The following is a 14232-nucleotide window of genomic DNA, read 5'->3' as shown; positions in this document are numbered from 1 at the left end:
GCCCGCGATCCGGGCGGAAGGAACTCATCGATGAACAAGGACCGCGTGGAACAGCTGCGCCGCCGGGTCGCCCTGCGTGCCGGGCGGCCCGGCACGCAGACCACCTCGGCGCCGGCCCCGTCCGGAGTCGCCGACGCCGGGTCTTTGACCGAGGCCTTCGCCGCCGCGGTGCGGGCCCACGGCGACCGGGTGGCCGTACGGTGGGGGCGGCAGACGCTGACCTACCGGGAACTGGATGAGCGGGCCGCCGCGCTCGCGGCCGCGCTCGCGCCCCTCAGCGGGGGGCCGGCGCGGCCGGTGGGCATCCTGCTGGAGCGCTCGGCGGACATGGTGGCCGCCGCGCTCGCCGTGCTGCGGGCCGGCTGCTGCTACGTGCCGCTGGATCCCTCGACCCCACGGGCCCGCCTCGACCTGATCCTGGAGGACGCCGACCCCGCCGTGGTGGTCACGTCCCGCGCGGGGGCGGCCCTCCTGCCCGGCGGCCGGCGCACCCTGCTGGTGGACGAACCACTGCCGTCGCCCCCGGGGGACTTTCCGCCCCCGGCGGTGGACCGCGCCAGCCGCGCGTACGTCATCTTCACCTCGGGCACCACGGGCCGGCCGAAGGGCGTCCAGGTCACCCATGGGAACGTCCTGCGGCTGTTCAGCAGCAGTGAGGGCCACTACGGATTCGGGCCGGACGACGTCTGGTCACTGTTCCACTCCTTCGCCTTCGACGTGTCGGTGTGGGAGATGTGGGGGGCGCTGCTGTACGGCGGTGCGCTCGTCGTGGTGCCCAAGGAGACCGCCCAGGACCCGGTGGCCTTCCGCGCGTTGCTGCGCGACGAGCGGGTGACGGTGCTCAGCCAGACGCCCACCGCTTTCAACCAGCTCGCCGGCGAGGATGTCCGGCATCACGACCGGCTGCCCCTGCGCTGGGTGGTGTTCGGCGGGGAGGCCCTGCACTTCTCCGACCTCAAGCGCTGGACCGCCAAGTACGGGGACGGTGCCCCTGCCCTGGTGAACATGTACGGCATCACCGAGACCACGGTCCACGCCTCCTTCCGGCGGATTCGTCTGCCGGACCTGGACCAGGGGGCGTCGCTGATCGGGAGGCCCCTGCCGGACCTGCAGTTCCTGCTGCTGGACGAGGAGCTGACTCCGGTCCCGGACGGCGAGATCGGTGAGATCGTGGTGACCGGGCCCGGGGTGGCGCTCGGCTATCTGGGGCGTCCCGAGCTGACCCGGGAACGGTTCGTGGAGCTGCCCGGCGGCCGCGGTCGCGGTTACCGTTCCGGCGACCTGGCCAGGCGCGTCCCCGACGGGGAGTTCGAGTACCACGGCCGCAAGGACGACCAGGTCAAGATCCGCGGCTTCCGTGTCGAACTGGGTGAGGTGGAAGGGGCCCTGCGGGCCCTGGACGGCGTGGCCGAGGCGGCTGTCGTCGCCCGGGATCTGGACGGGCTCGGCCGGACGCTCGTGGCCTACGTGGTCCCGGACGGGCCCGGGGTCCCGCCGGCCACGCTGCGCCGCCGGCTGGGCCGGGTGCTGCCCGAGTACATGCTGCCGGCGGTGTTCGTCCCGCTCGACCGGCTGCCGCTCACACACAACGGCAAACTCGACCGCCGGGCGCTGCCCGATCCGCCCGCAGCCGACCGCGCCACCGTACCGACCGGCGCACAGCGGCCCGACGGGACGCACGGGACCGGCGAGGAGCGCTCCGCGCACGGGACGCACGGGTCCGGCGCGGACCCCGTCGCGGCCCACGACCCGGTGGAGGCCCGGATCGCCGCGGCCATGTCCGACCTGCTGCACGGGGAGCCGGTCACCCCCACCGACGGCTTCTTCGAGTCGGGCGGTCACTCCCTGCTGGCGACCCGGCTCCTGGCCAGGATCCGCACCGACTTCGGAGTGACCGTCGCCCTGCGCGACTTCCTGCGCGCCCCCACCGCCCGGGACCTGGCCGCCGCCGTACGCGACCGGAAGCCCGTCAGGGACCCGGACGGCGGGCCGGTGCCGCCCCTGGTGAAGGCGCCGGATCCGAACCGGCCGCCGGTCACGTCCGGCCAGCAACGGCTGTACTTCCTCTCCCGCATGGAGCCGGGCAGCTCGGCCTACAACCTGCACCTGTCGGTGCTGCTGGAGGGCGAGGTGGAGGTGACGGCGCTGTGCCGCGCCTTCACCGCCCTGGTCGACCGGCACGCCCCGCTGCGCACCGTGCTCCGGCTTCAGGACGGCGAGGTCATCGCCGTCGTCCTGCCCGCCGAGCGGTTCCGGCCTCTGATCGAGGAGCCCCCCGGGGACGTGGGCGGCCGCACGCCGCAGGAGGTGCGCCAGGCGGTCGAGCGGCTGTCCGAGGAGGAGGCGGCCCGGCCGTTCGACCTCGAACAGGACCTTCCCCTGCGGGTGCGGCTGGTGCCGTTCGGACCCCGGCTGCACGCACTGCTCGTGACGCTCCACCACGTGGCGGCCGACGGCTGGTCCAACGCCGTCCTCGGCCGGGAACTGGGCCTGCTCTACGCGCACTTCGCGCAGCATCCGCATGACACGGCAAGCCCTCTGCCGCCGCTGGCGGCGACCTACGGCGACTACGCGCACAGCATGCGGGAATGGCTGGCCGGCCCGGCGGCCCGGGGCGACATCGACTACTGGGAGGGACGCCTCGCGGACCTGCCGGCGGAACACTCCCTGCCCCTGGACCGGCCCCGGCCGGAACGCATGACCTACCACGGGGACACCGTGACCCACGCGGTGACGGGTGTGCCGGCGAAGGCGGTGCGCGCGGCCTGCCGGTCGGCCGACGTCACCCCGTTCATGCTGCTCCAGGCGGCCTTCGCGCTGTTCGTCGCGCGCCGCGGCAAGAATCCGGACGTGGTCGTCGGGACCCCGGTGGCCAACCGGCCGTCGGTCGACTTCGACGACGTCATCGGGATGTTCGTCAATACCGTGGTGCTGCGTACGCGGGTCGGGGCGACGGGAACGGTCCGCGACCTGCTGGCGCAGGTACGCGACCAGACCCTGCGCGACCTGGAACACCAGCACGTGCCCTTCGAGGAGCTGGTCAGGCGGCTGAAGCCGGAGCGCACCGCGCGGCACTCCCCGCTGTTCCAGCTGATGCTGGTGGTGCAGAACAACGAGAGCGTGCCGCTGCGCCTGGACGGCGTGCGCGTGACGGCCGTGCGGCTGCCCCGGCAGGAGGCGAAGACGGATCTGGTGCTGGACGTCGTCGAGGACGGTGAGGATTTCCAGCTGCGCTGGAGGTACAACACCGACCTGTTCCGGGCGGAGACCGTGGAGGCGATGGGCCGGGAGTTCACGGAGGTGCTGGCGAGGATCAGCGACGATCCGCACACCCCGCTCGCCACGCTGCTCGCCACGGGTGGGCCCGGGTCCGCCAAGGGGTCCGCCACTGGCTCCGCGGGGACATCGGTCGCAGAACGGCAGACCTCCGGCGTCCTGTTACCCCTGCGCACGCACGCGCACGGGGCACCCCCCGTGTTCGCGTTCCCGGGTGTCCTGGGACTCGCCGCCTCCTTCGCCCAGCTGTCCGCCTGCTTCCCCGAGCGGTCCTTCTACGCGCTGTCCACCAGGGAGGTGGTCCGCGCGCACGGTGACGGCCTGACGGTGCCGGTGCTGGTCGAGGAGTGCGCGCGCGTCATCGCGGCCGAGGCGGCGGGGCGGCCCGTCCACCTGGTGGGCCACTCGTTCGGCGGGGCTCTCGGACACCACGTCGCCCGGAGCCTGGCGGAACGGGGCGGGCGGGTGCTGTCGCTCGTGCTCCTGGACTCCCTCGCCCCCGAAGCGCTCCGCAGCGAACTGTCCCGGCCCCGCGAGCGGCTGCTCGCCTCCTTCCTCGGCAGTCTCGCGGCGGCCTTCCCCGATGCCGGCCGGCAGCACGCCGCTGCCGTGTTCCGGGAGCTGGGCAGTGTCGACGAGTCCGAGGTGCTGCGCCGTGCGGAGCAGCGGCTGGGCTCCGCCGCCGAACTGCTCGGCGGATCCCTGCGGGAGGCGTTCGCCGATCACCTGCGCCTGGCCGCCCTGGACTGGCCGCCCAGCCGCCCCGGCGCTGTCCCCACGCTGCTGGTGGAAGCCATCGAGCACGACGACCGGCGGACGTCACCGCGCACCGGCTGGGAGGGGCTCCTGGCCGGCCCGCTGCGCTGCGAGGAGATCGCAGCGGACCACGAGGGAATGCTGCGCCGTCCGCACACCGGGACGCTGGCCGAGATCATGCGCCGCTTCTTCTCCCCGTACGACGATGCCGACACCACCGTGAAGGGACCTCAGCCACGATGACTCGCACCACCGCCTCGCCCCCGTTCATCGCGAGGCTGCTGATCGTCGGTTCGGGCATCATGAGCCTGGCGAACTCCTTCACGGTTCCGTTTCTGGCGGTGTTCCTGCGCCGGGAGTTGGGGCTGGCGCCCTCGACGGTCGGTTTCATCGTCGGTTCGTCGGTGTTCTTCTCCGTCCTCGCGGGCTTCCTCGGCGGTTCGCTGTCCGACATCCTGGGCCGCGCCCGGCTGCTGCTGCTCTCCCTGCTGGGGGTCATCGGGTCCTTCGTCGGGTTCTATTTCAGCCATCACCTCCTGGCCGTGTTCCTGTGCAACGCCGCCCTGTCGATGAGCGCGGCGTCCTTCGGCCCGGTCGGCAAGGCGATGCTCAGCGACGTCCTGCCCGACGAGAAGCGGGTGAAATGGTTCTCCTACCAGTACCTGGCGCTCAACATCGGCTTCGCCGTCGGGCCGCTCGCCGGTGGGTTCGCCGGCCTGTCCGGCGGGCGGACCGCGTTCCTCGTCTCGGCGGCCGTATACGTCTGCTACTTCGCCCTGCTGGGCACGAGCCTGCTCCTCGGCAAGGGCGCACGGGCGGCCGCAACCCCCGGGTCCGTCCGCGAGGGCGGCGAGCGCTTCGGCACGGTGGTGCGCGGACTGCTCGACAGCGCGCGGGTGGTGGCCACGGACCGTCGCCTGCTGTGCTTCATCGTGGCGGGTCTGCTCCTGGAGGCCGTGCACGGCAAGATCTCGGCGCTGCTCGCCCAGCACCTGGCCATCGGTTTCGCGGACGGGACGGCGATCCTCGGCTACCTGCTGACCACCAACGCCGTGACGGTGGTGGGGTTCCAGATGATCGCCTCACGCTTCTCGGGCAGGCGCGACCCCGTGACGTCGATCATCATCGGCGGCCTGCTGCTGTTCGCCGGCATGGTGGGCTTCGCGGTGGCACAGGAGGCCTGGCAGTTCGTGGTGGCGATGGTCGTCTTCTCGGTCGGCGAGACCTTCATCGTGCCGGCCGAGTTCGCCATCATCGACCGGATCGCGCCCGCGACCAACCGCGGGAGTTACTTCGGCGCCCAGACGTTCGCCCAGTTCGGCGGGTTCGTCGGGCCGTTCGCCGGAGGCCTGCTGCTGGCCGGGTTCGGTGGTACGGAGATGTTCCTGGGCGTGGGCTCGCTGGCCCTGGTCAGTGTGTGCATCTACGTGCTCGTCGGACGGCGTGTCCCCGGCATGTCGGCGGGGTCTCGCGCGGAGCAGGAGGACACACGTGAGCCGGCGTGACCGCGTGATGCACCACGCGCTCTCCCTGGTGGCCCTGCCCAGCCGCCTGGCTCAGCCGGACAGCGGGTCCCTACGGCTCGCCGGGCTGGCCCGGGGGGCCACGATCCGGCGTGACGAACGCGGGGTGCCGTGGGCCGAGTCCGACAACGAGCGCGACCTGTACTTCGCCGCGGGCTTCGCCCAGGCCCAGGACCGGCTGTGGCAGATGGACGTGCTGCGGCGCCGGGCCCGGGGCAGGTTGTCGGAGGTGTTCGGCGCCGTGACCGAGCAGGACGACGTCCGGGCCCGCAAGCTGGCGCTGACCCGTGTCGCGCGGCTGTCCGAACGCCTGCTGGAGCCGCGGCACCGGGCGGCGCTCATCGCCTTCAGCGCCGGTGTCGACGCCGCCGTCCGCCGGATGCGGCGGCGGGGCGGCCTCCCGGTGGAGTTCCTGCTGCTGCGCTACCGTCCCGAGCCGTGGACCCCACTGGATTCCGTCCTCATCGTGAAGTACCTGGGCTTCGACCTCGCGGTGAACATCAAGAACGAGCTCTTCCGGGCCCGGCTGGCCGGTGAACGGCCGGAGTACCTCCCGGCGTTCGCCGAACCCAGGTACCCGGCGGACGGGCCGGTGACGGTACGGCCCCGGGCGGGCGCCGGGCACGGCCGGAGCGCATCCGCCGCCTGCCCGGCCGTCGGCGCGCTGCCGCCGGAGTCCCGGCGCTGGCTCGACGGGCTGCTGGACGGCGAGCATCCGATCGGGTCGAACGCCTGGGCCGTGTCCGGCGCTCTCACCGCCTCGGGCCACCCGATTCTGGCGAACGACCCGCACGTGCCCTTCACCCAGCCGAGCCTGTGGTACCAGATGGGCCTGGCCCTCACCGGCCGGGACGGGCAGCAGGACCGCGGCTACGGCGTCACCGTGCCGGGGGTGCCCGGCCTGATCGCCGGTGCCAACCAGCGCCTTGCCTGGGGCATCACCAACTCCACCATCGACACGCAGGACCTGTGCGTCCTGCCGCCCGGCCCCGGTCCGGCCACGTCCTGGTGGGAGGACGGCACGGTCGCGGTCCGCGGCCGGGACCCCGTCACCGTACGGGCGTCCGGCGGGCCCGGCTATGTCGAACTGGACCCGCCCGTCACCGGGTCGCGGGAAAGGTACGGCCTGTTCTGGAGCGGGTTCGAGCCGTCCGTCGAGATCGCCTGCTGTCAGTCGATGTGGCGGGCGGACGGGCCCGGGGAGTTCCGTGACGTCCTGCGGGGGTTCGGCGTGCCGGTCCTCAACGTCGTCTGGGCCTGCCAGGACGGCACCGTCTCCGTCAAGACCGCCGGGCGCGTGCCCGCACGGCTCCCGGGGAGCGGACGCGCGCCCGACGAGCACGCCCGGGTGGCGGCGTCCTGGCAGGGCTTCCTGGACTTCGACGATCTCCCCGAGGACACCGATCCGGAGCGGGGGTACGTCGTCTCGGCCAATCACCGGATGCTGCCCGACGGCGCGCTGCCGGACGTCGGGGCCGACTGGGTGGCCCCCTATCGCGCCGAGCGGATCGAGGAGCTGATCACCACGACGGACGCGATCACCGCCGAGGCGTGCGGCGCCTGGCAGGCGGACGTGTCGAACGGCCGCGCCCGGCGCGTGCTGCCCGCGCTGCTCGCCGCGCTGGCCGAGGATCCCCCTCGCGCGCCGCTTGCGGCGGCCTGCCACCGGCTGCTGGCGGACTGGGACGGGCACGACCACGGCCACCTGGCCGCACCGCTGGTCTTCTTCCGGCTGCTGCAGAAGGTGACGGACCGTTGGGTGCGCGACCGGCTCGGAGCGGACCTGGCGGCGGCGATGCCCGACGTCACGCTCCAGGTCGACCACCTCCTCACCAGCCCCGAGGCCAGACGGCGGCTGGGTGAGGACGCCCCGCTCGCCGCGGTCGTCGGCGGCGCGCTCGCCGAGGCCGCCGCCTGGATCGCCGATGAACAGGGCGACGATCCGGCGCTCTGGCGCTACGACCGCACGCACCGCATCCGTGACCGGCACGCGCTGGCGCGGGCGGTGCCCGGCCTGCGTGCGCTGTTCGGGGGGAGCACCACGCCGGCCGGTGGAAGCGGGCACTCGGTCTGCCTGATGACACCGGACCGGCAGGGGACGGTCGTGGAAGGGGCGCCCTGGCGCTTCGTCGCCGAACTGCGGCCGGACGGGCCCCGGCTCTGGGACGTGCTGCGGCACGGCAGTTCGGGGCACCCGCGCTCGCGCCACTACGAGGACCAGACGCCTGCCCATGCCGCGGGCCGGCTGTACCCGGTGCCGCTGGAAGGACCGCCGCCCGGCACGTCCCGCCTGCTGTCACTGCGCCCCCGCCGAGGAGGAACCACGTGAAGCAGCTGCCCGGAACCGTGCCGGGAGGGGCCGGGGACACCGCGGGCATCAGGCGTTCGCTGTCCCTGCACGCCCCGCTGCGCAGGACTCCGCACCGCCTCCTGCGCGCGATGCTCGACGCCTTGCCGGAGGACGGCCTGCCCGAGGACCCGGTGGCCGAGCTGGAACGCAGGATGTGCGCACTGCTCGGCACCGAAGCCGCCCTGCTGTTCCCGACCGGGACGATGGCGCAGCAGGTGGCGCTGCGGATCCACGCCGACCGGCGCGGACGCCGCGCCTTCGCCGCCCATCCGCAGACCCACCTGGAGGTCTGGGAGGAGCAGGGGTACGCGGTGGTGCACGGACTGCGGTTCCGGCCGGTCGGTGACCGGCACCGCCTCCTCGAGACGGCCGACCTCGCGGGTGTGGCGGAGCCCCTCGCGGCGCTGCTGCTGGAACTTCCCCAGCGCGACGTCGGCGGCCGGCTGCCCGCCTGGGACGACTTGCTGGCTCAGGTCGCCTGGGCACGGGGGCACGGTGCGGCGGTCCACCTGGACGGGGCCAGGCTGTGGGAGGCACAGCCCTTCTACGGGCGTCCGCACGCCGAGATCGCGGCGCTCTTCGACACCGTCTACGTCTCGCTCTACAAGGGCCTGGAGGGGATTCGCGGCGCGATCCTGGCGTCCGACGCACGCACGGTCGGCGAGGCCGCGGTGTGGCGGCAGCGGCTGGGGGGTGCGCTCGACGACGCCTGGCCCCTGGCCGCGGCGGCGCTGGTCGGACTCGACACCGTGGCCCCCCGCATGTCCGCCTTCCGGGACCACGCCGTGGCCATCGCCGCCGCACTGCGCGAGGACGGCGCCGTCCATGTGGTGCCCGACCCGCCGCAGACACCGCTGTTCCACGTCCATGTGCCCGCCGGCCCGGAGGCGACCGAGGCGGCCGCGCGGGAGATCCTGCGGGAACACGGCGTCCAGCTGTACCTGCGCCTGCGAACCGCTCCGCACGACGGCCAGTGTTCCTTCGAGGTGTGTGTGGGAGAGAACGCGATGGACTTCACGCCCGACGAGGTCGCCGCGCTCCTGCGCGAGCTGGTGCACCGGGCCCGCGGGACGCACCGCCGACAGATGTAATAATAATGGTTACGACCAGGATCGAGGGGCGTGGGAGGTGGAGTCCGACATGAGTGCCAACAGCAGACTGACCATCGCGGCGCACACCCTGGTCTGGATCGGGCTGTATCAGCGGCGTGGTCACGAGGTCGCCACCTCCGAGCAGATCGCGACGAGCGTCAACACCAACCCCGTGGTGATCCGCCGCCTGCTGGGCGAGCTGCGCAAGGCCGGCCTGGCCGAGTCGCGGCGAGGTGCGGGTGCGGGGTGGATGCTCGCGCGGGACCTGGCGGCGATCACCCTGCTCGACGTCTATCGGGCGATCGAACCGGGACCGGTCTTCGCCCTGCATCGCGCGACGCCGGACCCCGAGTGCGTCGTGGGCCACGGCATCGGACCGGCCATGACCGCCGTGTACGACGACGTGGAGGCCGCCCTGAGCAGGGAGCTGGCCAAGACCACCCTGGAAGACGTGCTACGGGATGTCTTGAGAGCCGCCTGACCTCGGACCGGCTTTCCCTGATCGAGGGGAGCCGCGTTCCACACCCACTGATGTAACAAGAACAGTTACAGTGACCGGCAAGTAGTAAGGGCAAGGACGATGACGACAGACACTCAGACCTCTCGGACCGTGGCCGAGCAGTTCCTGGAGCGCCTCGGCAGGCAGGATGCCGACGGCATTCAGGAGCTGTTCGCCGAGGAGATCGAATGGCACGTCCCCGGCAGTGACGCACTGCCCTGGACCGGGCGCCGTACCCGCCGGGAGGAGGTCGCGCCGTACTTCACGACCATGTGGCCGCACTTCGCGCACGGCCGGAGCAAGGTCGTGCTCGAGCGCTTCATCGTCGACGGTGGTGACGTGGTGCTGCTGGCGGTCTTCACACACACCGCCGTGTCCAGCGGCAAGGAGTTCACCACACCGGTGGCCATACACCTGGCGGTCGAGGACGGCCGGATCGTTCGCATGCACCTGTACGAGGACACACTGACCGTCGCCGAGGCGTTCGACGTCGGCTGAGCGGAGGACACTCGAGGACCCCGCGGCCCGGAGCGGCCCGGCCGGGCAGGTGCGGCACCCGTACCTGCCCGGCGGCGTTCACGACGTCGGGGCCGGTGGCCTCCACCGTCCCCGACTGCGCCGCACGCAGCGCCCAGGGCGAGGCCGGCCGTGTGGGCGAGCGTGGCCAGGTCCACGGTGCGGCCGTCGGCCAGCGGGCGCAGCACCGCCTCCGCTTCGGGGGCGAACTCGTACACGGTGCCGACGCCGGACAGACCGGCGGACGGGGCGACTCACGCAGGGACGCTGAGCGGCGGATGGTCGAGCACGCGGGGCTTGTACTCCACCAGCTGGATGCGGCCGTCGAAGGTGCGGTGGTCGATCATCTCCAGGGCGACGTCCGGATAGCCGTCGTAGATGCGTTCTTCGCCCGTGGCCCCGGTGATCACCGGGAACATCACCACCCGGAAGCGGTCGACGAGTCCCGCGCGCAGCAGGGACCGGCACAGGCTGAGGCTGCCGATCGTGCTGAGGAGCCCTGAGCCACTCGACTTCATGGTGCGGACCGTTTCGACGGCGTCGTCGCGGACGAGCGTGGAGTTGGCCCACGTCAGTGGCTCCTTGAGTGAGGAGGAGAACACCACCTTGGACGCTTGCGTGAGCTCGTCGACGGAGGCCTCTTCTTCGGGCCTGAACTCGTCTTGGCCGTTCGGGACCTCGCCCGCGGCGAAGCCGGACATAAGACGGTAGGTGTTCGCTCCCATCAGGTAGGTGGCCTCGGGCTGCTCGCTGAGCCATGCGAGGTACTCCGGGCCCTCGAGGCCCCAGAATCCGGGCCAGCCCTCCCCCGATGCACAGCCGTCGAGGGATGTGATGAAGTCGACGAGAAGCTCCGACATGGCGGTGTCCTTTCCTGGGGTGTCACAAGCTCGGACCGGCCGGCAGTCACAAAGTCATCGGCCGCGCTGCGGAGTAACGAGAGAACCCATGCCCCTGCGGCAGATCAGCTCGGCGGAGCATCACCCACGAACGGCCGGGGCTGACCGCGCGCCCAGACCGTCGGCGCGCAGGGATCAGTCGGGGCAGCGCCCGCACTCGGACTAGTAGCTGTCGTAGCGGGGCTTGCCGGCCGGGCGGTAGACACCGACGATCGTGCCGCTCTTCGTCGTCGAGACGCTGACCGGTTCCAGGGCGGTGGGGACAGCTCCGTCGGCGAAGAGTCGCTTGCCGGTACCGATGATCACCGGATGGATGGTCAGCCGGTACTCGTCGACCAGGTCGTGCCGCATGAGCGTCTGGGCGAGATCACCACTGCCGACGACGTTGATGTCGCCGCCGTCGGATGCCTTCAGCTCGCGCACTGCGGCGGCGACGTCGTCCTGCAGCAGGGTGGAGTTCTCCCACTCCAGGGAGGTCAGGGTCCTGGACGCCACGTACTTGCGCATGCTGTTCATGCGCTCGGTGAACGGGTTGTCCGGGTCGGCGGTCGGCCAGTAGGCCGCGAAGATGTCGTACGTCTTGCGGCCGAGCAGCATCGCGTCGGCGGGCTCGTACCAGGCGGCGATGGCCGCGCCGACCTCGTCGTCGGAGACCGGCTTCTGCCATCCGCCGTGCTCGAAGCCGCTCTCGGAATCCTCGTCCGGACCGCCCGGTGCCTGCATGACGCCGTCCAGTGACAGGAACGTGCAAACGATGATCTTGCGCATGGTGCGCTCCCTTCCGTGTCGAGGGGTGGACCGCGAGGCCGTCCGAAACTCATCGGCGGGGGTCAGGGCCCGGAGCTCAGAGCTGCTTGCGCTGCCCCGCGCGAACGGGCCGGTCGCAGGAGCGACGCACAGCTCCACCACGGTCCGTGGGCCTGCCGCGGGAGCCGGCCGCGCGCCGCTGTCCGCCCCGGTCGCGCAGGTCGAGGCCGGCGTCGGTCGCCCGAGCGGCGGCTGCGCGACGACGGCGGCGAGGACCGGTGCCAGGACTCACCGGTACAACCGGATCACAGGTGCTCGATCAGCTTGTCCAGGGTGATGGGCACGTCGCGCACCCGGATCCCGGTGGCGTTGTGGACGGCGTTGCCGATCGCGGCCGCCGAGCCCACCGTGCCGATCTCCCCGAGACCTCGGGCGCCGAGGCTCCTGGTCCCGGCCTCCTCACTGCCGTCGCCGAGCGGCCCGGTGAGGATGGGGTCGGGACGGCCGAGCAGGTGCACGTCGATGTCGGGGACGTCGGCGTTCACGGGCACGAGGTAGTCGGCGAGCGTGCTGGACGCCAGCCGCCCGGTGTCGAGCTCCAGCGGGTTCTCCTCCAGCAGGGCGTGCCCGATACCGAAGATGACGCCGCCGACGAGCTGGCTCCGGGCGGCCCGGGAGTTGATGACGCGGCCGACGTCCGCGACCGTGGTGAATCGGGTGACGTGAGTCTCGCCGGTGAAGCGGTTGACCCGCACCTCGCAGAAGTGGGCGCCGAAGCTGTGGTGCACATACCGCGGGTCGGCCTCGCCGGCCGACTCGGCGAGGGCGGTGACGCCAGGTGAGTCGACGACGGCCAGCAGGCGGCCGAAGGTCATCGACCGCCCTTGACCGTGCAGGACGCCGCGCTCGTAGCGCAGGTCCTCGGTGTTCGCTCCGTGCCACGGCGACCTGTCGTCGGTGACGGCGAGCCGCTTGAGCTCCTTGATCGCGTCGCGGGCGGCGTTCACGATCAACGGCACGGTGGCGTGCGTGGCGCTGGATCCGACGGCGGGCGCGCCCTGTGGCAGCAGGGTGTCGCCGATCTCGGGCGTCACTCGCGTCAGCGGGATCTCGAGGGCGTCCGCGCCGCAGATCCCCACCATGGTGGCTCCGCCGGTGCCGAAGTCCGAGATGCCGGTCGAGACCACGGCGGTGTCGTCGTCGAGCAACCGGATCCGCACGCTCGCGGCCCGGCGGTGCGCCGGGTAGATGGCGGTGGCCATGCCGGTGCCGTACAGCCACTGCCCGTCGACGCGCGAGCGTGGCTCGGCGCTGCGGGCCGACCAGCCGAATCGCCGCGCGCCGACGCGGTAGCACTCCTCGAGGTGCTTGCTCGACCACGGCAAGCCCGTGGAAGGGCTCTTGGTGGCGTAGTTGCGCAGCCGCAACTCCACCGGGTCGACGCCGGTGGCCACGGCCAGCTCGTCCATCGCCGTCTCCAGGGCGAAGGACCCGGGTGCCTCGTTGGGGCCGCGCATCGCCCGGCTCCCGGGAAGGTCGAGGGTGGCCAGCTGCGCATCGACGTGCAGGTTCGGCGTGCGGTAGAGCGCGTCCGTGGTGGCGTGCGCCGGGGTCATGGGGAAGGTGACGGTGGTCGGGCGCTCGGAGACGCTCCGGTGACTGATGGCGTTGAGCACGCCGTCGCGGGAGGCGCCCAGCCGGACGGTCTGTGTGAGCTGGGGCCGGTGGCCGGTGAGGGTGAACATCTGCTCGCGGGTGAGGACGAGGCGGACCGGGCGGCCGATCTCCCGGGCCGCCGCGGCGGCGAGCGGGGTGTCGCTCCACAGGATGACGCGGGCGCCGAAGGCACCGCCCACGTACTTCGTGATCAGCCGGACGTTCCGGGGCGGGACACCGATCCGCTGGGCCGTCCCGAGGGCGTACGCCGAGGGAACCTGCGCGCCGGCATGGATGGTGACCTGGTCACCCTTCCAGACGGCGAGGACGGCGTGGGGCTCCATCGCCGCATGGTGTTGCATCTGCTGGTGGAACTCGGCCTCCACGACGACGTCGCTTGCGGCCAGCGCGGCGTCGATGGAGGCGACGCCGGGTGCCAGGATGGTGAGGCTGCTCGGTGACCCGCTGAGGGTGGGGCCGGCCGGAGCGTGGGGCTCGTCCGCGAGCGAGGTGCGCGGTGGCCGGGTGTCGTAGGTCGCGGTGACCCTCGCGGCGGCGTCGCGTGCCTGCTCGGGGGTCTCGGCGACGACCATCGCGATGGCCTGGCCGTGGAAGTGGACCTCCGCGTCGCGTAGCGGCACGTAGTTCTCGACGAAGCCGGCGAGCGGGCCGGTGATGGGGTGCAGGTCCAAGCGGGGGTCCGGCGCGGCGTACACGCGCAGGACACCGGGTGAAGCCAGCGCGGCCGCCGTGTCGACGCCGGTGAGGGTGCCTCGCGCGATGGTGCTGGTGACGAGATGGGCGTGTGCGAGGCCGGGGGCGCGATAGTCACCGGAGTACTCGGCCGCGCCGGTGGCTTTCGGTCTGCCGTCGACGCGCTCGGTCTCGCGTCCGACTGGGGAACGGGTCATCGTGAATC

At 72.4% G+C, this 14232-nt stretch carries 9 protein-coding genes; 6 read left to right on the top strand and 3 right to left on the bottom strand.

Annotated elements, in window-relative coordinates; all coding sequences use genetic code 11:
• Nucleotides 1-30: 30 nt before the first annotated feature.
• The 6 genes from ACF07N_RS31345 to ACF07N_RS31320 all read left to right on the top strand — a co-directional run bounded on the left by ACF07N_RS31345 (nucleotide 31) and on the right by ACF07N_RS31320 (nucleotide 9993).
• Nucleotides 31-4275, top strand: coding sequence for an amino acid adenylation domain-containing protein (locus tag ACF07N_RS31345; RefSeq protein WP_392119443.1), 4245 nt, complete (start codon nucleotides 31-33; stop codon nucleotides 4273-4275).
• The gene (locus ACF07N_RS31340; RefSeq protein ID WP_392119441.1) at nucleotides 4272-5537 is read left to right on the top strand and encodes an MFS transporter; all 1266 of its coding nucleotides are present in this window, start codon (nucleotides 4272-4274) and stop codon (nucleotides 5535-5537) included. The genes ACF07N_RS31345 and ACF07N_RS31340 overlap by 4 nt, the downstream gene beginning before the upstream one ends.
• A complete protein-coding gene (locus ACF07N_RS31335) occupies nucleotides 5524-7884 on the top strand; it encodes a penicillin acylase family protein (protein WP_392119438.1) in 2361 nt (786 codons plus the stop codon). Before ACF07N_RS31340 ends, ACF07N_RS31335 begins: the two co-directional genes overlap by 14 nt.
• Nucleotides 7881-8996, top strand: coding sequence for a threonine aldolase family protein (locus ACF07N_RS31330; protein WP_392119435.1), 1116 nt, complete (start codon nucleotides 7881-7883; stop codon nucleotides 8994-8996). Before ACF07N_RS31335 ends, ACF07N_RS31330 begins: the two co-directional genes overlap by 4 nt.
• Before the next feature lie 49 nt (nucleotides 8997-9045).
• Nucleotides 9046-9477, top strand: coding sequence for an Rrf2 family transcriptional regulator (locus ACF07N_RS31325; protein ID WP_392119432.1), 432 nt, complete (start codon nucleotides 9046-9048; stop codon nucleotides 9475-9477).
• A gap of 99 nt (nucleotides 9478-9576) precedes the next feature.
• The gene (locus ACF07N_RS31320) at nucleotides 9577-9993 is read left to right on the top strand and encodes a nuclear transport factor 2 family protein (protein WP_392119429.1); all 417 of its coding nucleotides are present in this window, start codon (nucleotides 9577-9579) and stop codon (nucleotides 9991-9993) included.
• 272 nt (nucleotides 9994-10265) lie between these two features.
• Here ACF07N_RS31320 and ACF07N_RS31315 read toward each other — a convergent pair whose 3' ends face one another.
• The 3 genes from ACF07N_RS31315 to ACF07N_RS31305 all read right to left on the bottom strand — a co-directional run bounded on the left by ACF07N_RS31315 (nucleotide 10266) and on the right by ACF07N_RS31305 (nucleotide 14224).
• Nucleotides 10266-10871, bottom strand: coding sequence for a dihydrofolate reductase family protein (locus ACF07N_RS31315; RefSeq protein WP_392119426.1), 606 nt, complete (start codon nucleotides 10869-10871; stop codon nucleotides 10266-10268).
• A gap of 201 nt (nucleotides 10872-11072) precedes the next feature.
• A complete protein-coding gene (locus tag ACF07N_RS31310) occupies nucleotides 11073-11678 on the bottom strand; it encodes a dihydrofolate reductase family protein (RefSeq protein ID WP_392119423.1) in 606 nt (201 codons plus the stop codon).
• 284 nt (nucleotides 11679-11962) lie between these two features.
• Nucleotides 11963-14224: a xanthine dehydrogenase family protein molybdopterin-binding subunit gene (locus tag ACF07N_RS31305; RefSeq protein ID WP_392119421.1), complete on the bottom strand. Its 2262-nt coding sequence runs from the start codon at nucleotides 14222-14224 to the stop codon at nucleotides 11963-11965.
• Nucleotides 14225-14232 lie beyond the last annotated feature (8 nt).

Source organism: Streptomyces sp. NPDC015242 (assembly GCF_043079125.1).
Classification (GTDB): Bacteria; Actinomycetota; Actinomycetes; order Streptomycetales; family Streptomycetaceae; genus Streptomyces.
The sequence above is the reverse complement of the archived record's forward strand: the minus strand, read 5'-3'. Positions and strand labels throughout refer to the sequence as shown.